The organism is Paenibacillus sp. BJ-4 (genome assembly GCF_020404765.1).
Classification (GTDB): Bacteria; Bacillota; Bacilli; order Paenibacillales; family Paenibacillaceae; genus Paenibacillus.
Genome location: NZ_JAIVEM010000005.1, coordinates 88,227 through 106,358 on the forward strand (window position 1 = coordinate 88,227; position 18,132 = coordinate 106,358).

Here is an 18,132-nt window from a genome sequence, read left to right on the forward strand (position 1 = left end):
TTCGAAAAGTAAGCGTTATGATAGCCTTCTCATGAGAATGCATTTTTTTAATTTTTTATGAGTATTTAAGCTCAGTCAAGGTGCAAAAGAAGGGGGCTTATCACATTGTCCATTTTAACGCGTACAAACCGACTCGGATTTTTTGAAATCCGGCTGGAATCCATTGGTGGACTCGGTGCTAATCTGGCTGGAAAAATGCTAGCCGAAACCGGGGTGCTTGGTTTGGGGTTGAATGCTTCAAATTTCTCGTCCTACGGTTCAGAAAAGAAAGGAACTCCGGTTAAAAGCTTTGTCCGCTTCTGTGATCCAGGAGTTGACATCCGTGATCACAGTCCGATCGAACAACCGCATGTGGTAGGCATTTTCCATGAAACGTTATACAAAACGGTAAATGTGATCAGCGGGCTTCCGGCCGATGGGATCGTTGTGGTCAATTCTACGCGTCCGGCAGAAGAAATACGGGCAGATTTGGGACTGGTATCCGGTACGCTGGCGGTAGTGGATGCGATGGGCATCGCACTGGAGGAGCGAACCAAGCTGAATACGTCTATGCTTGGCGCTTTGTTCCGTGTCTGTGATTTTTTGGACCCGGAAGCGATGAGATCGGTTATTCGCAGTACTTTTGAAAAGAAAAATCCGCAACTGGTAGAGCCTAATCTGCGCACGTTCAACCGTGGTTTTGACGAAATGGAGCTGCACGTATATCCAGTTACCAGTGACGCGCAGGATCGGGTTTTTGAACGACCGCAGCCTTTGCTGGGTTATGAAACGCAAACATCGGGGGGCATTATTGCCACACAGGGGAACAGTATGACGAGGGATGTTAGTGGTTCGCGTCAAGGTTATGTGCCTGAATATGAAGCTGATAAATGTACTCATTGTGCCAAATGTGATTCGATTTGCCCGGATTACTGTTTTGTATGGGAAGAGCAAGCAGACAAACGCGGCAGAATGATGCCATTTTTGCAAGGAATTGATTACCAGTACTGCAAAGGATGTCTGAAATGCGTTGATATTTGCCCTTCGGGAGCATTAAGCTCGCGGCGCGAGCAATGGGGATGGGCGGAACAGCATCGAGTTGCTCACCAATTTCCGGTATATGAAGGAGGTCGTATGTAATGGCGAAACTGGAGGAGGAGCTCAAACAAACAGGCGCCGCACAAGTGACGACGTTCGAATCCGGTAATGAAATGGCAGCTACAGCGGCTGCACAAATCAATTATCATATGATGGGATATTTTCCAATCACTCCGTCGACTGAGGTGGCGCAGTATCTGGATCAGATGAGAACGAGAGGTCAGCATAACATCAAGCTGGTCGCAGCGGATGGAGAACACGGATCGGCAGGGATATGCTATGGTGCCGCAGCAGCGGGTGCAAGAGTGGTAAACGCCACCAGCTCACAGGGCTTTCTGTACATGCTGGAGCAGCTGCCTGTTCAGTCCGGTACCCGTTTCCCTATGGTTATGAATCTGGTGACACGTGCCGTCAGTGGCCCGCTGGATATCCGGGGGGATCATTCGGATCTGTACTACGGTCTGAATACGGGCTGGGTGATTTTGATGGCAAGCACGCCGCAGGCTGTATATGATATGAATATCATGGCGCTGAAAATTGCGGAGCACAGCGATGTCCGATTGCCAGTGATGGTTGCTTATGACGGTTTTTATACGTCACATCAAAAGCGGAGAGTGCAATATTTTGCCGATGCGGAGACGGTCCGGGATTTTGTGGGTCCGAATCCCAACCTGAATTATGCGAATATTTTGGATTTTGAACATCCGGTTACGGTAGGCGCCCATATGAATGGTGATGATCTGACGAACAATCACTTTCAGCAGTCTGAGGCATTAAGACGTTCTGAAGGAGTATATGAGCAGGTTGCGGCAGAATATGCCTCATTATCCGGTCGGGAATATCCGATTTTGGATCTTTATCATATGGAAGATGCTGAGGTTGCGGTATTCCTGTTGAATTCGGCGGCTGAATCGGCCAAGGACGTAGTGGATCAGCTCCGCGAGCGGGGCATTAAGGCCGGAGTCGTTCGTCCGAATATCATCCGGCCATTCCCGGCCGCGCAGCTGCGTGAGGCACTGCGCCATGTCAAGGCGCTGGTGGTGGGTGAGCGTGCGGATTCGTACGGCGCTGACGGCGGTAATTTGACGCACGAAATCAAGGCGGCTCTGCAGGAGGACCCGCTGAATCAGACGCTTGTGTTATGCCGTATCTTTGGCTTGGGCGGTAAGGATTTTTATGCGGAAGACGCAGAGGCTTTCTTCCAACTGGCGGTCGAGGCGGCAGAGGCCGGCCGTGCGGAGAAGCCATTTGATTATTACGGCATTCATCCGGGTTCACCGGATAAGGTGATGCCGCAGGTCATGCAGCCGCCACGGGGTGATGCGTACCGCACGGGACTGATTCAGGTCACGCCGGACGAGGCGACCGGAAAGCTCAAGGTCAAGGTACCACCGCTGCGTTCGCTGACGACCAAACCACGTCGTCTTACACCGGGTCACGGGGCTTGTCCGGGCTGCGGAGCACTATCAGCGCTTGAACTGTTCTTCAAAGGAATTGAAGGCGATATTGTTGTATTGTTCCAGACAGGCTGCGTCTATGTGGTCACAACAGGTTATCCTTATACATCACACAAGCAACCGATGATCCACAACCTGTTTCAAAATGGGGCAGCTACACTTTCGGGAGCACTGGAAGCTTACTTGGAGATGAAGCGCCGCAATGAGATTGAGATGTCGGATGATCCGACCTTTATTATGATCAGTGGCGATGGCGGGATGGATATTGGCATGGGCTCCGCGATTGGTGCGGCTCTGCGCAATCATAAGCTGATCATGCTGGAATATGATAACGAGGGATACATGAACACAGGCTCTCAGCAATCGTATTCGACTCCGGTCGGTCATATGACCAGTACGTCGGGTGTAGGGAAGATGCAAAAAGGCAAGCAAGGGCATCACAAGGACACTGTGCAAATCATGGCCGCCTGCAATATTCCATATGCCTTCACGGCGGCTGAAAGCCACCCGCAGGATATGCTGCGTAAAGCGGCCAAGGCGCAATGGTATGCGAATAATGTGGGAACGGCCTATGGCAAAATCCTGTGTGCCTGCCCGTTGAACTGGAAATCGGAAGACCGGCTGGGCACCAGCATTGTAGGGGCCGCTGTCGAGTCGTGCTTCTTCCCATTGTACGAAATTGAGCAAGGCAGTACGACGATTACGTACAATCCGGAAGACAAGGGAAAACGGATTCCAGCCGCAGAGTGGCTGAAATTAATGGGGAAAACGAAGCATTTACTTAAAGAGGAAGCTACGCTGGCTACCTTTGAAGCGGAGATTGAACGCCGCTGGACCATATTGAAAAAGAAACATGAAATTTCAGAGCTATAAATCCGGTTCATTGCATAATCCATTTTAAATATTGTTAGAAGATGTATGGATACCGATTCCAAAAAGATTCTTTGCGCTTGTTGCGTGAAGAATCTTTTTTGTCGTTTATGGGATGAAGCATAAAAAATCAGGTAATGATTTCCGATATAGGAGTGGAGGCCTATATGAAAAGGAATAAATAACAGTCTTCTTCTGAATTTTTAGATGCAATGAGGTGCAGGTATGATTAAGCTGAATACAGTTGAAATAATCGAAATTATAAAGAAGCAAATCCCCAAGGTCATGAACATTAAGCCCGTGGAGCTGAAATTTACAGATGACTTTGGGCGGGCATCACTGGCGGGGACGGAACATAAATTTACGCTGACTAATCAGCATTATTCCGCCAAGGTGATGGATTGCGTGTTGGAAACGCAGGTGCGTCCGATATTAATGTGTGAAATTATTTATTTTCTAAAATGTGAGTTTATTGACGGGCATGTTGAGGTACGTTTGGATTATGACGCAAGCTCTGAAGGTGGCCACGGACCTACGGCTTCGGCGGTTATTACCTTTGACCATGTTACACAGCTTGGCCTGGAAGAACTGGCTGATCTGATTGATCTGGCGCTTCATATGAATGATAAAACCTGGTTTGAAGAACTCTCCAGCCAATATGTTAAAACAAAAGCAGGAGCGTCTATCCGATAACTTGCTTTTTTTAGAAGTCGGTGCTAATATACGTAACAAGTTTAATGTTAATTCAATTGAATAAGAGCAAGATCCTTCGGGGCGGGGTGAAATTCCCCACCGACGGTGATGACGTGCTTGTGGATTGCTTTTGTGATAACAGCACGACTTAGTCCGTGACCCGGATGCTGAACGATCAGCAGAAGGTGGACCTGGTGCAATTCCGGGACCGACAGTATAGTCTGGATGGGAGAAGGATACGGAGCGCATGTGCATGACGTGACATGTGCCGATTTTTAGCATACGTAAAGGTACGTACGGCTTATTTCGTTGTAGGGCAGCATCGGGCGACGGCTTTTTAAGCTTTCTTTTCCGTAGTTGTTCAAAACGCATTGGGTTGTATCGTAGTCATGCTTTCTATTGGCATACGTATTATTCGTGAGATTTCAGCATGCATATGGATTGCGCTTGTATACTGTAAATTTGACTCTCATCACCCCCATGACGGATAGATTCCGTACTGGGGGTTTTTTGCGCTTACGACTGATGAATTAGGGATAAACTGAAACGAGATGGGAAGGAGTGAAGGTATGTTTACCGGGTTGGTCGAGGAAGTGGGACGCATTCAAACGATTTCCAAAAGCGGAGAAGCGATGGTACTGGGCATTGAGGGCTCCGTCGTCTTAGGCGATTTGAAAATAGGAGATAGTGTTTCCGTGAATGGTGTTTGTCTGACGGCGATACAGATCGGGGTTAAGGATTTTAAGGTTGATGTCATGCCGGAAACCTTTCGCAGCAGCAATCTGAGAGAACTCAAGTCCGGTAGCCGAGTCAATCTGGAACGGGCGATGGCGGCGAATGGAAGGTTCGGAGGACATATTGTACAGGGACATGTAGACGGGACGGGTACGATTCGCCGGGTGACATCTGACCAGAATGCGGTTGTGTTCGAAGTTGCGCCTTCTAATCAAGCATTATTTAAATATATTCTTCTCAAAGGTTCGATCACCATTGATGGCATCAGCCTCACAGTCGCGCAGCGTACAGGAGATACCTTTGCCGTATCCATTATCCCCCATACCTTATCCGAGACAGCCTTACAAGCCAAACGTGAGGGAGACACCGTCAATATTGAATGCGACATATTGGGCAAATATGTGGAACAGCTTTTGAATTACAGAGGCTCAGCGGCGACGGAGGGAGCAGAAAAAGCTCCTATAAGTCTGGACTACTTGGCGAAGCACGGCTTTGCCTGATATGGAATGGTAAATCGGTTGCGGAGCACTTAAGCACAAGAAATAAGGAGGACAGTGCTATGGATATAGGAAGTCAAACAAGTGCAACGACTGAAGTAGTGGAGCACGATGGGGTGGAGCTGGACGAAGAGATTCGTCTGGATTCCATCGAAGAAGCGCTGGAGGATTTGAAGAACGGTAAAGTCGTTATCGTAGTGGATGATGAACAGCGCGAAAATGAAGGTGATTTTATTGCTTTGGCTGAAAAGGCAACTCCCGAGGTCATTAATTTCATGATCACTGTAGGTCGCGGGTTGGTCTGCGTGCCGATTACACAGCAAAGAGCCGAGGCGTTGGAATTGCAACCAATGGTGAAGCAGAATACAGATTTCCACGGCACAGCCTTTACCGTGTCGGTTGATCATATGAAGACAACAACAGGTATTTCGGCAGCCGAGCGTTCCTTGACCGTACGCGCCTTGGCCGATGAAACAGTCGTAGCAGGCGATTTCCGCAAGCCTGGTCACATGTTTCCGCTGATTGCGCGTGATGGCGGTGTTTTGCAGCGTGCAGGCCATACAGAAGCAGCAGTCGATCTGGCCCGACTCAGCGGCTTCAAGCCCGCCGGAGTCATTTGCGAAATTATAAAGGAAGATGGCTCAATGGCCCGTCTGCCAGATTTGGTGGTGATCGCCAAGCAGTATGAGCTGAAGCTGATCAGTATTCAGGATTTAATTGACTACCGTCGTCGTTTATTGTTGTAAATAATTTAAAAAAGAGAGGTTGATAAGCATGGCACGTTTTCTGGAAGGTAATCTTGTATCGGATGGTTTAAAATATGGTATTGTGGTAGGAAGATTTAATGAATTTATTACGAGCAAGCTGTTAAGTGGTGCAATTGACGCACTCCAACGACACGGGGTACAGGAAGATGAGATTGATGTGGCCTGGGTTCCTGGTGCTTTTGAAATTTCATTGATCGCACAAAAAATGGCTGCTAGCGGCAAATATGATGCTGTTATTACACTGGGCACCGTGATCCGTGGTTCTACTTCACATTATGATATTGTCTGCAACGAAGTGGCCAAGGGAGTGGCAGCAATCAATCTGAAAACGGGCGTACCCGTTATTTTCGGCGTTGTGACTACGGAAAATATTGAGCAAGCTATTGAGCGTGCAGGAACGAAGGCTGGTAATAAGGGTTGGGATTCTGCACTGGCTGCAATTGAAATGGCGAACTTGGGCAAGCAATTTTAATGATATGAGCCACTGAATAAGAACGGCATAATTTCTAAGCGAAAAGGGATTGGATTGTTAAGCAAGGCGATGGCGTATATACTACAGAAAGAGGGATTGATAACGTAGAGCATAAGTGCTATGGGGAAAGGTATTGTTGAATGATGATTGGAGTAAGGCAGGGGGAAGCACATTGACAGTCGTAAATTACAAGCTGGAAACATTCGAAGGTCCGCTGGATCTGCTTTTGCATCTGATTGATAAAGCCGAGATCGACATTCAGGATATCCCGATTAGTGATATTACAGATCAGTATATGGCTTTTTTGCACAGTATGCAGGAGCTGGAACTGGACATTACGAGCGAGTTTCTGGTGATGGCGGCGACACTCTTATCGATTAAGAGTAAATTGCTGCTTCCCAAACCACCTGTGATGGAATATGACGATTTGGACTTTTATGAAGAAGAGGATTATGATCCGCGCGAGGAACTGGTTCGCAAGCTGGTGGAGTACCGTAAATATAAAGGGATTGCTCGCCATCTGAGTGAACGTGAATGGGAACGGAGTCTGATTTACGGTAAAGAGCCGGAAGATCTGAGTACATTCCTGCCCGCCGAACCCGTAAATCCTGTGCACGGGCTACATACGAGCGATTTGGTCGCAGCCTTTCAGCGTGCATTGCGTAAAGCAGAGCGACGTACGACGGTAACCCGTGTCCACCGGGATGAAATTTCAGTCAAGGACCGAATCCGACAGGTTGTCGGGGTGTTAGAGGGACTGGGGACAGGGGGGCGGTTTTTGTTCTCCAAGCTGATGCATGAGGATATGTATCGGCATGAAGTGGTAGTAACCTTTTTGGCTATTCTCGAACTGATGAAAATGAAGCAAATTTTCTGTTATCAGGAGAAGATTTTCGATGATATTGTAATGGAGTGGAGAGGGGATTTACGGGTTAATGGACTATCTGAAGCTGAAATCAATTATTGAGGGACTGTTGTTTCTCGCGGGAGAGGAAGGATTGTCCGCCAAGCAGATCGCCGACATTGTAGAGCAGCAGCAAGAGCTGGTTGAAAAAAGTCTGGAGGATATGAAGCAGGACATGGAGCAGGGAGGAAGAGGTCTACAACTTGTCCGTATCGCCGGGAATTATCAACTTGCAACATTACCTGAGCATGCACCCTATTTTGAAAAGCTCGCCTACTCTCCGGCACGTGCCTCACTGTCTCAAGCGGCTTTAGAAACACTGGCCATTGTGGCCTATCGCCAGCCCATTACAAGAGTCGAAATCGAAGATATTCGGGGCGTCAAATCCGAGCGGGCCATACATACACTGGTCAACAAGGAGCTTATTGAGGAAAAAGGTCGCGCTGAAGCCATTGGTCGGCCGATATTGTACGGAACGACGAAATCATTTTTGGATTATTTCGGTCTAGGCTCTCTCGCAGATCTACCCCAACCGGAGATATTCGAGGATTCGGACAATTTGGAGGAAGAAACACAATTATTATTCGAGCGTCTGGAGAGCAGTCAGCCTGCAGCAAACGATCCAAATCTTGAAGCCTGATAAAGAAGGAAACAGCCAGTTCTCGTCTAGGGGACTGGCTGTTTGGTATTTAGGATGCATGATTTTCTGGCGAAGAGCCATACTATTTTTACCATGGTATATCCATAGAAAAAGGTAGGGAGGACTCGCCAGTGTGGAAATGGATCGGTATCGCCATCATCGTCATCATATTACTTGTGCTGGCTGTTTTGCTCTCTCGTATCCGGTGGAAGCTGGATATTGCCAAGCATGACAATGATGATCGGGCGCATCTGGAGATCAGATTTCTGTACGGGTTAATCAAAATCAATTATGATATTCCAGCTATTCTGATAGCAAGCTTGCAAAAAGGGCTTCTTTATCGGCTTGACCGCAACAAAAACATACATAAAACCGATGCTTCCGTGGATAGTGGAAATATTAATGCAGATAAAATTAAGCAATTTATACACGATGTACGAGTTTTACTCAAAGGAACGAAAGCCCTGCACCGATGGTTGCGGCATACGTTAGCCCATGTGACGATATCCAAAATGGAATGGTCCACCAATATCAGTCTTGCTGACGCTGCCTATACGGCTACCTCAACGGGTGTTCTATGGGGCTTGAAAACGACGCTGATCGGTTATGCATCCAGCTCTGTACGCATGAACTGTACGCCTAAGCTGTTTGTTGTACCCTATTGGGCGGATCGCCTGCGTTTTACCACCACATTGACCTGTGAAGGAAATATATCGCTCGGATATTTATCTTTTTCCATGCTCATATTAGCTTATCGTATATGGCGCGTTCCGGGTGGACCGGAGGCTTGGAGACGAGTTTTTTCCAAGAAACCCATTCAGCATGAGGGATGAGCGATACATATTTTCTTAGTGCTCTGCGCACAATAGCGAAAGAAAAGGCAGTCTACGCTTGAGATAAGCAGAGGAGGAATAATCATGTCAGATCACCCGATTCAAGGGCTTATGCAAACCGCGATGGAAAACATCAAAGCCATGGTAGACGTGAATACGATTGTCGGAGAAGCAGTGGAAACACCCGATGGTTCCGTTATTTTACCAATCAGTAAGGTGGGTTTTGGCTTCGCAGCCGGTGGAAGTGACTTTAATGTAGATGAAGAGGCGCTCCATACTTCCTCAGCAGCGGGAAATCATAGCGGGAAGGAAGGACATCCGTTTGGTGGCGGTAGTGGTGGCGGTGTATCTATTCAACCGATTGCATTTCTGGTTGTTGGCAAACAGGGAGCACAAATCGTTCCTTTGGACAATCAAACACATCTGATTGAGAAGATAATCGATTCCACCCCCTACCTTATTGATAAGGTACAGTCCATTTTCCAAAATGCAGGCAACGATCAGCAAAATCCAAAGGTAACTGTAGATGTCACTACAAATCAAGATCATAGTAACTCTGGTCCGGCTTACTTGTAAAGATTATTGAACTAAGATGTTTTTCAGGAGGGTATCCCGAAGCCGAGTAAGGGCTAAGGAATACCTTCCTTTTGTTTGCATTTGCTTCTATCCGCGAATATACCGCCTTCCGCCAATGACTGCATGAACACGCCGACCATGTTCCTGTTGATAAGAAGTAGACAGCGATCGTTCGACTTCACGGTTTCCTTCAGGAGCAAACTGGGATAAATAGATGAAGTCCGGATAAATCACTTCATCCGTCATATAAGCAGATATTGTAGCCTCTGGCCGACGATGCTGATTGAGGGAATCAATAATGCCTTTTGCTGGCAAGATACCGATCCCATGCCCATAAAACAAGTCTTCCTTCAGCTTAACGACATTTTCTCCTTTCCACTCCAATGTTTCGGGTGACACATCCGGATTGTTGAAATACATGATATCGCCCGGAGACGCTTTATGGCTTCCTTGCTCCTGTATGAGCTTGAGATCACTGTCATAGTGCCAGTCATATAACAGCATATCTGCAAAAATCCGGTTAAATTCACTTTCCAGAATGGAATCCAGTACTGCTTTGTACAGTACAATCACCATAGCTGTTGCACATTCAAAGGCATATTGATGACCATTTATAAAGATATCTCTGATCCCCTGCGCCGGAGTAACACCTGCTTTGATCTGAAATCCACCTTTTGTCGTCAAATCCCATAATTGCGGATTACGACGCGCGGTCGCAAAAGTGGCAAAGGATACGCCGCTTCGATGTAATGCTTCTGCGGACTCTACAATCCGGGATCTTAAGATCGTTTCAAACTGTAGGCGCTGCATGCTGTACCCCCATCCAATTAAACATTTAGCTACTTTAGGATCTTGCAAATCCTCAACTATATATATGTGATCAGGAGTGTAAGTTGCATGATTAGGCATATCTTGTTAAGGAATTTTCTGTTATAAAGGTGGACATACTTTGAACAGCTTGGACATAGAATGGTACAAGACTTGCTCAAAACCGGAGGAATCCAAATGTTTAAAAAGAAGCAACACATCCACGCGGACCAAAACCAACTTTTATCTAAAGCACGCGCCTTTGTTTTGCCGCTGGCACTGCTGCTTATTGTGTCATTGCCGCTCGTTTTGCTGAATCCACAGCCCGTTCAGGGAGCGATGAAGACAGAAATGACCCCGCCTGCATTAAAGACGCATGCACAGGCCTCCTCTTTAATTGATGTCACATCAGGAAGAATCATATATGCTGCCGAGGGTGACCGGGAGCTGCGTATTGCCAGTCTGACCAAAATTATGACTGCTATCGTGGCTATTGAGCATGGGCGCTTACAGGATCGGGTAAAGGTTAGTCCGACGGCGTATGCCAAAGAAGGTTCATCGCTTTTTCTGCGAATGGGTGAAGAAATGACACTGGAGAATATGTTGTACGGTCTGATGCTCCGTTCCGGTAATGATGCCGCTTCTGCCATTGCCGAGCATGTGGGTGGGACAGAAGAGGGATTCGTTCATTTGATGAATGAAAAGGCGGTTCAACTTGGGCTAACTCATACGCATTTTGCTAATCCTCATGGACTGGATGTCGAAGGGCATTATTCCTCTGCGAATGATATGGCCCGGCTAACCGCCTATGCGCTGCATAATCCGACCTTTGCCCGTATCGTTAAGACAGAATTGAAGAAAGCACCGAATCCCAACGATTCTTGGGATTACTCTTGGCATAACAAAAATAAAATGCTGCGGCTCTATGAAGGGGCTGACGGAGTAAAAACTGGCTTTACCAAGAAAGCCTTCCGCTGTCTCGTCAGTTCGGCCACGCGAGGTGGTCGTCAGCTTGCGGCTGTTACCTTGAATGACGGGGATGATTGGAATGACCATGCCCGTATGCTAGATTACGGGTTCCGATATTATCCACTCATTCCAATTACGGACAAGCAACAACCGATTGATGGCTATCCGCTATTAACGGGCGCGAGCTTTGCTTATCCTCTGCACGACGGTGAGAAGACTCAGCTGCACAAAAGATTAGTGCTGTATAAAAAGTCCCGTTCTGCGAGCAGAGCGGACGTATCCTTTGGTTTGCGGGGACGTGTCGAGTTTCTGCTGGAAGGCAAACTGATCGGTTCCGTTCCTGTATATGAGAAAGGTAGCAAGTTGCCGAACCCAAGTACGATACAGCTACAACAGGAGGTTCCGACTGATCAAGCTCCTGTGAGCAGCACTCAGCAACCCAGCTGGACGAGCGGATGGAGTGCGATTATAAGAAATCTGTTTGGAGTATAGGGGCAAGCCGGCTTGCTGCTATGAACCGACATGTGTCACATCATTGGCGAAAGGGAGGGATCAATCATGATTCATCTCATATGGGTGGCTTTGATTTGTATCGGATTTGTATTTGCTGCAGCACAGGGAAATATTGAAGTGGTGACCAAGGCTGCTTTTGATGGGGCGGCCACGGGTGTTACGGTGTGCTTTGGACTGATCAGCGTGCTGGTGTTTTGGATGGGTATGATGAGGCTAGCCGAAGACGGCGGGCTCTTGCAGAAAATATCCAAGCTGCTCGCCCCTTTCGTTGCTTTTTTGTTCCCGGATGTTCCGCGTAATCATCCGGCTATGGGCTACATTTTGTCCAATATGAGCGCCAATCTGCTGGGCCTGGGAAATGCAGCGACTCCAATGGGCATTAAGGCAATGCAGGAGCTGCAAACGCTCAACCCGGATAAGCAGACCGCTACTCCTGCTATGTGTACGTTACTGGCGTTAAATACAGCCAGTATTACGTTGATTCCCACGACATTGATCGCGATTCGGCTGAATTATCATTCCGCACATCCGGCGGAAATCGTCGGCACGACACTGGTGGCGACCGCGATAGCGACCTTTGCTGCGATTGCGGCAGATCGTTGGTACCGTAGTCGAGAACTACGGCGTCCCCCTGCGAAACCGCCGTCTCAGACACCATTGAGCCCACAGCCTCCTCAAACCACGGCAACACCTGCGTCCTCTTTGACAGCACCGCCTGTATCTTCACCTGCAACTCCACGGACGGGAATCACCGCTGCCAAGGGCAGGGATACCACTTGGAAAGGATGAGGGAGGCATGCTTCATTTTATTAATCTCGTATCGACTTGGGCCATTCCGGTTATTCTCGCTTTTATTCCTTTATATGCATATGCCAAGAAGGTACCCGTCTACGATTCCTTTGTGGATGGAGCCAAAGACGGCTTCTCCACCGCAATCAGTATCATTCCTCATCTTGTAGGCATGATGGTAGCGATAAGTATTTTTCGAGCGTCCGGCGCTCTGGATTATTTAATATCCTGGGTCACACCATGGATTAAAGGCTGGGGCGTCCCCGGTGAGGTACTGCCTTTAGGTCTGCTCCGCCCATTGACGGGTACCGGTTCGCTTGCGTTCACGACTGATCTGATTCGTACCTATGGCCCGGACTCTATGATCGGTCGGATCGCTTCCACAATTCAGGGCAGCACGGACACGACTTTGTATGTACTGACTGTATATTTTGGTGCGGTAGGTATCCGCAATGGGCGATATGCTTTGAAGGTAGGACTATTTTCCGACGTGGTTGGTTTTGTGGCAGCCATTGCCATTTGCCTGCTTGTATTTTGATTCCTCTATCGTTTTTTGAACGGGGGTTGTGATTTTGTTCGTAGATGGGTATCATTAGCATGAGGTGAATTAGCGAACATGGAAAGATTGCAGAAAATATTAGCTCAGGCCGGGGTAGCGTCCAGACGGAAATGTGAGGAGCTTATTCAGGCGGGCAGCGTGGAAGTGAACGGGGTTATCGTAACAGAGCTGGGAACGAAGGCGGACCCTGATCAGGATATAATTACGGTAAAGGGTAGACCGATTAAAACCGAGAAAAAAATCTATCTGATGATGAACAAACCTAAAGGGGTTATTACGAGTGCCTCCGATCCGGAAGGCCGAAAAATTGTGTCTGACTACCTGAAAGGTGTTAAGGAACGTGTATATCCGGTAGGTCGTCTGGATTACGATACGGAAGGACTGCTGTTACTTACCAATGACGGCGAGTTTGCTAATTTGCTTACCCATCCCAAGCATCATGTGCCCAAGACATATGTAGCTACTGTCAAAGGCGTTCCGCATGGTACTGAGCTGGACAAGCTGAAAAAAGGGATCGTGCTGGAAGATGGCATTACTGCACCGGCCGAGGTCGAATATAAAGATGTAGACCCGGATGGTAAGGAGTCAGTAATCCAAATTACCATTTATGAAGGCAGAAATCGTCAGGTAAGACGGATGTTTGAGGCTATTTCACACCCGGTTATCAGACTCAAACGGATTGCCTTCGGTGATCTTTTGCTGCAAAACTTGAAGCGTGGTCTGACCAGACCCCTCACCAAGGACGAAATCAACCGTCTCATTCAACTTGCCAAATCAGACAACACGAAAAAGAAACGGACAGGACGGGGGTCATAACCCCGGCCTTTTTGGTGTAAAGAGACTGTTGAACAAGAGTAAAGTTTGACCGCGCACGGGAAAATAGTAAAATAGAGAGAATGCTTTTTTTAGCGAAGGGGCTGGGAATATGTCAGAACATAGCAACCGCATATTAATTGTAGATGATGAAGAACGCATTCGCCGCCTTTTGCGGATGTATCTGGAAAAAGAAGGTTATGAAATTGATGAAGCCGAGGATGGAGAGATGGCTCTCCAAAAAGCGACTGCAAGCGATTACAGTATTATTTTGCTTGATGTAATGCTTCCGGGCATGGATGGGATTGAAGTATGTACACGCCTGCGTCAGACCAAGGCAACGCCTGTGATTATGCTGACCGCCAAAGGCGAAGAGGTAAACCGTGTACAGGGCTTTGAAGTTGGGGCTGATGATTATGTGGTTAAGCCTTTTAGTCCACGGGAAGTCATTTATCGGGTTAAGGCGATTTTGCGCCGTTCTTCGGAAACTGCCTTTCTAACCAAGGAGACGGTACCAAGCAATAGCATTGTTTTTCCCCATCTTATTATTGAGCATGATGCACACCGGGTAAGTGCAGGCGGAATTGAGATCAGTCTCACACCTAAGGAATACGAGCTGTTGCACTATTTGGCAGTGTCGCCGGATAAGGTCTTCTCGCGCGAAGAGCTGCTGAAAGATGTATGGAATTATGAATTTTTTGGTGATCTGCGTACCGTCGATACGCATGTGAAGCGGCTTCGTGAAAAACTGAATAAGGTATCCCCAGAGGCAGCGGCTATGATTACAACGGTTTGGGGTGTGGGCTATAAACTGGAGGTTCCAAAATAACGTGAACTTTTGGAGATCGCTGGTAGGCAAGCTGTGGATCACCATCATTTGCCTTGTAGGCTCTGTGCTTATTTTTCTGGGACTTTTTTTGTTGCCGTATATCAACAGGAATTTTGCGGCGTACGAATCGACGGAAATCAAGCATTTGTTCACTTATACATGTATTGTCGGATTTTTATTAACGACCTTTTTTGCTTTATTTCTTTTTACTAAAATCACACAGCCTATGCAGCTGTTGATTCAGGCGGCGAATGCCATTCGTGAGGGAAAGTATGATACGCGGCTTTCACTGGTGACCAGTGATGAGATCGGGGAGCTGGCGAAAACTTTTAATCACATGTCTACGGAACTGGAAGCGACGATCCGCAGTCTGAATGAGGAGAAAAACCATCTATCCAGTGTGCTGCGAAGCATGTCTGACGCTGTAATTACTTTTGACAGAAGCGGGCAAATTATTTTGACGAATCCGCCTGCTCAAAATCTGCTGGATAGCTGGAAAGAGCTGGAATGGCAAGAACATGATCAGGAGGAGTTCGGGGCATCTGTGCCAGACCCGTTGCTGCCACTGTTTCATACGGTTATGGACAAAGGAGAGGACGTCGGAGACCATATTCATGTAAAGAAGGGCTCCTGGTCGGTACAGATGGCGCCTCTGTACACAGATAATGTAATTCGCGGCGCGGTAGCTGTGCTCAGGGATATCACGGAAGAAGTGAAGCTGGAGAAGATGAGAAGCGACTTTGTCGCCAATGTATCTCATGAAATCCGTACACCATTATCCATGATGCAGGGCTACAGTGAAGCGTTGCTTGATGGTATGGCTGGTTCACCGGAGGAATCGGAGGAGCTGGTTCAAGTCATCCATGATGAATCACTGCGCATGGGAAGGCTGGTTAAGGATCTGCTTGATCTGGCTCGAATGGAGGCAGGTCATACAGACATGCATCGTCAGGAAGTGAATGTGAACGAACTGATTGAGCGTGTTCACCGTAAATTTACGGTACGCTCGAAGGAACGGGGGCTGACTCTTGATTATCATGAGCATGACCAGCAGTTGCTATTGTCTGATGCGGATGAGGATCGGCTGGAGCAGGTACTGACCAATTTGCTGGATAACGCGTTCAGGCATACGCCCGAAGGGAAAAAGGTTACCATTGGGGCGGATCGAATTTTGGGAGAACGGCATGAGCTTGTGCGCATCCGGATTAAGGATGAAGGTGTGGGTATCGCCAGCGAGGACCTACCTTATATTTTTGACCGTTTTTACAAGGCTGACAAGGCCAGAGTGCGAGGCGAGGACAAGGGCACAGGCCTGGGACTGGCTATTGTCAAAAATATTGTAGAGGCTCACGGAGGCTCTGTCTCGGCTGCCAGTGTTTTGGGAGAAGGGACAGAGTTCACGATTCTGCTGCCGATTCCAAAAAAACAAAGTCAGGCTTTGTCACAGACTAAGTCGATTTAGCTAAAATAACCAGTTCGAAAGCATCCTCGGAAGAGGGTGCTTTTTGTTGAAAAATCAACATTTATCTTGTTCAACGTGGAACATCAGCATCAGGATAGATGTTTGATATAGGTATAGGAAAAAGACGCCTGATTACCCAGGCGCCTCACTTTTAAAGAGAAAGTAAATGGACTTTCTTTAGCATTGTCTATTATTAATCCAGCACTACTTCTTGAGCAGTATTCAGTTCCGGCAACCCAACCAGTTGAACCAGCACGTCTTTTGGCACAGCTTTGTCAACCGTCAGGATCATGATCGCTTCACCACCAACAATTTTACGTCCTACTTGCATGGAGGCGATATTGACGCCGTTTTCGCCAAGCAGGGTACCGACACGGCCGATAATGCCCGGTTTATCATTGTGGGAAATGAGCAGGAAATAAGCCTCCGGTGCCACATCTACCGGGAATTGGTTCAACCGAACAATCCGTTCGCCATAACCTGCGAGCAGGGTGCCAGCTACGCGTTGCTCTTCGCCGCTTTGTGTTTTAAGCGTAACGGTGATCAGGTTTGTAAAGCCCTTAGTAGCTGGAGCCTGAGATACGACAAGATGGATGTCACGTGTTTTGACAAGATGGACAGAGTTTACAATGTTCACATCACTGCCCAGGTGACGGCTAAGTACACCTTTCAAAATATAACGTGTCAATGGCTGTGTATCTACAGTGGACAAATCGCCAGCGTAATCCACCTGGATTTCACGTACAGCCTGATTCGTCACCTGAGCGGCAAAGCTACCCAGCTTCTCGCCAAGCGAGAAATACGGCTGCAATTGCGTCATCACATTGGATGGTACTGGAGGCATATTGACCGCATTTTTAAACGGCTCATCACGCAAAATGTGTAACACCTGCTCGGATACGTCAATGGCTACGTTCTCTTGAGCTTCGACTGTCGATGCACCCAGATGCGGTGTAACGATAATTTTCGGATGGCTCAGGAAAGGATGGTCCTGTGCTGGCGGCTCCGACTCGAATACGTCAAAGGCTGCACCGGCAACAATTCCTTCATCGATGGCCTCAACGAGAGCCATCTCATCGATAACACCGCCACGGGCGCAGTTAATGATACGCATTCCCTTTTTCATCACTTCAAACTGCGGGCGTGCAATCATATGCTTTGTTTCCGGTGTTAAAGGTGTGTGTACGGTCATGAAATCTGCGTTACGAATGATTTCGTCCACGCTGGCCAGCTTAATGCCCAGCTTCTCGGCACGTTCTTCCGTCAGAAACGGATCATAGCCGAGGATGTTCATACCAAATGCTTTGGCGCGTTTGGCTACTTCGCTGCCGATGCGTCCCATACCGAGGACACCAAGCGTTTTGTTGCGCAGCTCGACACCAAGGAATGTTTTGCGATCCCATGTACCGCCGACAGTTTTGGCATACGCCTGTGGAATATGGCGTGCCAGAGCCATCATCATGGCAAAAGTATGCTCACAAGTCGTAATTGTATTGCCGTCAGGAGCGTTAATAACGATAATTCCGCGTTGCGTTGCCGCCTCAAGGTCGATGTTGTCCACTCCGACACCAGCGCGTCCGACAACCTTGAGGTTTTTACCTGCGGTCATGATGCGTTCAGTTACCCGGGTTTGGCTACGGACGAGCAATGCGTCATAATCACCAATAATTTGAACCAATTCATCCTCGCTGAGACCTGTGTTCTTGTCCACCGTGACATCGTCTGCATCCATCAGCTGCTGAATGCCCAGGTCACTGATTGGATCGGATACTAACACTTTAAACATTTGGTTTCCTCCTCAAAGTTAACTTCTTTTATGGACAGGATGTACTTCAAACCGAAATACATTCCATAAAGAACATAAAAAAAC

At 47.8% G+C, this 18,132-nt stretch carries 18 protein-coding genes and 1 riboswitch; of the genes, 16 read left to right on the plus strand and 2 right to left on the minus strand.

The features are described 5' to 3' along the window. Window positions 1-105: 105 nt before the first annotated feature. The 10 genes from LCF57_RS00925 to ytfJ all read left to right on the plus strand — a co-directional run bounded on the left by LCF57_RS00925 (window position 106) and on the right by ytfJ (window position 9,521). Window positions 106-1,119, plus strand: coding sequence for a 2-oxoacid:acceptor oxidoreductase family protein (locus LCF57_RS00925; protein ID WP_225999038.1), 1,014 nt, complete (start codon window positions 106-108; stop codon window positions 1,117-1,119). After that, window positions 1,119-3,407: a thiamine pyrophosphate-dependent enzyme gene (locus LCF57_RS00930; protein ID WP_225999039.1), complete on the plus strand. Its 2,289-nt coding sequence runs from the start codon at window positions 1,119-1,121 to the stop codon at window positions 3,405-3,407. Before LCF57_RS00925 ends, LCF57_RS00930 begins: the two co-directional genes overlap by 1 nt. A gap of 222 nt (window positions 3,408-3,629) precedes the next feature. Then, window positions 3,630-4,097, plus strand: coding sequence for an IDEAL domain-containing protein (locus LCF57_RS00935; RefSeq protein ID WP_225999040.1), 468 nt, complete (start codon window positions 3,630-3,632; stop codon window positions 4,095-4,097). Between the two features lie 68 nt (window positions 4,098-4,165). Continuing rightward, a riboswitch (FMN riboswitch) is annotated at window positions 4,166-4,338 on the plus strand. Between the two features lie 328 nt (window positions 4,339-4,666). Next, the gene (ribE, locus tag LCF57_RS00940) at window positions 4,667-5,332 is read left to right on the plus strand and encodes a riboflavin synthase (RefSeq protein WP_225999177.1); all 666 of its coding nucleotides are present in this window, start codon (window positions 4,667-4,669) and stop codon (window positions 5,330-5,332) included. 59 nt (window positions 5,333-5,391) lie between these two features. Further along, window positions 5,392-6,075, plus strand: a complete 684-nt coding sequence (gene ribB, locus LCF57_RS00945; RefSeq protein WP_318840567.1) for a 3,4-dihydroxy-2-butanone-4-phosphate synthase — start codon at window positions 5,392-5,394, stop codon at window positions 6,073-6,075. 28 nt (window positions 6,076-6,103) lie between these two features. Next, window positions 6,104-6,568 (plus strand): 6,7-dimethyl-8-ribityllumazine synthase, encoded by a 465-nt coding sequence (gene ribE / locus LCF57_RS00950; protein WP_007430874.1) that lies wholly within the window; start codon window positions 6,104-6,106, stop codon window positions 6,566-6,568. 172 nt (window positions 6,569-6,740) lie between these two features. Then, window positions 6,741-7,535: a segregation and condensation protein A gene (locus LCF57_RS00955; protein ID WP_225999041.1), complete on the plus strand. Its 795-nt coding sequence runs from the start codon at window positions 6,741-6,743 to the stop codon at window positions 7,533-7,535. After that, entirely contained in the window at window positions 7,504-8,112 is a 609-nt protein-coding gene (gene scpB / locus LCF57_RS00960; protein ID WP_225999042.1) for an SMC-Scp complex subunit ScpB, read from the plus strand. The genes LCF57_RS00955 and scpB overlap by 32 nt, the downstream gene beginning before the upstream one ends. Window positions 8,113-8,243: 131 nt before the next feature. Next, window positions 8,244-8,945 (plus strand): DUF2953 domain-containing protein, encoded by a 702-nt coding sequence (locus tag LCF57_RS00965; RefSeq protein ID WP_225999043.1) that lies wholly within the window; start codon window positions 8,244-8,246, stop codon window positions 8,943-8,945. 84 nt (window positions 8,946-9,029) lie between these two features. Continuing rightward, window positions 9,030-9,521 (plus strand): GerW family sporulation protein, encoded by a 492-nt coding sequence (ytfJ, locus tag LCF57_RS00970; RefSeq protein WP_225999044.1) that lies wholly within the window; start codon window positions 9,030-9,032, stop codon window positions 9,519-9,521. 87 nt (window positions 9,522-9,608) lie between these two features. Here ytfJ and LCF57_RS00975 read toward each other — a convergent pair whose 3' ends face one another. Beyond that, complete coding sequence (locus LCF57_RS00975; protein WP_225999045.1) at window positions 9,609-10,331, minus strand: protein-glutamine gamma-glutamyltransferase; 723 nt, start codon at window positions 10,329-10,331, stop codon at window positions 9,609-9,611. A gap of 195 nt (window positions 10,332-10,526) precedes the next feature. Between LCF57_RS00975 and LCF57_RS00980 the strand changes: the two genes are divergently transcribed. From LCF57_RS00980 to LCF57_RS01005, 6 genes are all read left to right on the plus strand, one after another. After that, a complete protein-coding gene (locus LCF57_RS00980; RefSeq protein ID WP_225999046.1) occupies window positions 10,527-11,789 on the plus strand; it encodes a D-alanyl-D-alanine carboxypeptidase family protein in 1,263 nt (420 codons plus the stop codon). Between the two features lie 66 nt (window positions 11,790-11,855). Beyond that, window positions 11,856-12,599, plus strand: coding sequence for a nucleoside recognition domain-containing protein (locus LCF57_RS00985; RefSeq protein ID WP_225999047.1), 744 nt, complete (start codon window positions 11,856-11,858; stop codon window positions 12,597-12,599). A 7-nt stretch (window positions 12,600-12,606) separates the two neighbouring features. Continuing rightward, window positions 12,607-13,137, plus strand: coding sequence for a spore maturation protein (locus LCF57_RS00990; protein ID WP_225999048.1), 531 nt, complete (start codon window positions 12,607-12,609; stop codon window positions 13,135-13,137). 78 nt (window positions 13,138-13,215) lie between these two features. Continuing rightward, window positions 13,216-13,974, plus strand: a complete 759-nt coding sequence (locus LCF57_RS00995) for a pseudouridine synthase (protein WP_025721016.1) — start codon at window positions 13,216-13,218, stop codon at window positions 13,972-13,974. A 109-nt stretch (window positions 13,975-14,083) separates the two neighbouring features. Continuing rightward, entirely contained in the window at window positions 14,084-14,800 is a 717-nt protein-coding gene (locus tag LCF57_RS01000) for a response regulator transcription factor (protein WP_225999049.1), read from the plus strand. Window position 14,801: 1 nt separating this feature from the next. Next, window positions 14,802-16,262 carry an ATP-binding protein gene (locus tag LCF57_RS01005; protein ID WP_225999050.1) on the plus strand — a complete coding sequence of 487 codons (1,461 nt, stop codon included), beginning with the start codon at window positions 14,802-14,804 and terminating at the stop codon, window positions 16,260-16,262. 193 nt (window positions 16,263-16,455) lie between these two features. Here LCF57_RS01005 and serA read toward each other — a convergent pair whose 3' ends face one another. Then, on the minus strand, window positions 16,456-18,048 hold the full coding sequence (serA, locus tag LCF57_RS01010; protein ID WP_225999051.1) for a phosphoglycerate dehydrogenase: 1,593 nt from the start codon (window positions 18,046-18,048) through the stop codon (window positions 16,456-16,458). Window positions 18,049-18,132: the final 84 nt, after the last annotated feature.